Below are 603 nucleotides of genomic sequence, written 5' to 3' on the forward strand. Positions count from 1 at the left end.
GTTTGAAGGTTGCGCCGAGGGCAAACTGTGGAACCCGACTTTCATCATCGACTACCCTGTCGAAGTGTCGCCATTGGCACGCGCATCCGACAGCAAACCGGGTTTGACCGAGCGCTTCGAGCTTTTCGTTGTCGGCCGCGAACTGGCAAACGGTTACTCTGAGTTGAACGATCCGGAAGACCAAGCCGAACGCTTCAAAGCGCAAGTGGCGCAAAAAGACGCCGGCGACGATGAAGCCATGCACTATGATGCCGACTACATCCGCGCCATGGAGTTCGGTTTACCGCCGACCGGCGGCTGCGGCATCGGTATCGACCGCTTGGTCATGTTGCTGACCGATTCGCAAACCATCCGCGACGTGATTCTGTTCCCACAAATGCGTCCCGAATAACGCATTGAAATAAAATCAAGGCCGTCTGAAAACAAGACTCTGTTTTCAGACGGCCTTTTTGTTCAAATATGTAAAACGGAAGAGTTTAAATCGATAAATCCTTTACACCATAATAATAAAATTACATGATAATCAAAAAGATAATATAAAAAAGAATATGTAAACGTTTTTCAGTTTGTTGACAGTCTGCTAGAATACATCCAGTTACAGAC

Annotated in this window: 1 protein-coding gene; it reads left to right on the plus strand. The window is 47.6% G+C overall.

Annotated features, from left to right (window positions below):
* Nucleotides 1–391: amino acid--tRNA ligase-related protein (locus ACTHUM_RS17655; protein WP_440403642.1), on the plus strand; the 391-nt coding region annotated here is incomplete at its 5' end.
* Nucleotides 392–603: the final 212 nt, after the last annotated feature.

Source organism: Neisseria sp. P0021.S006, from assembly GCF_051956895.1.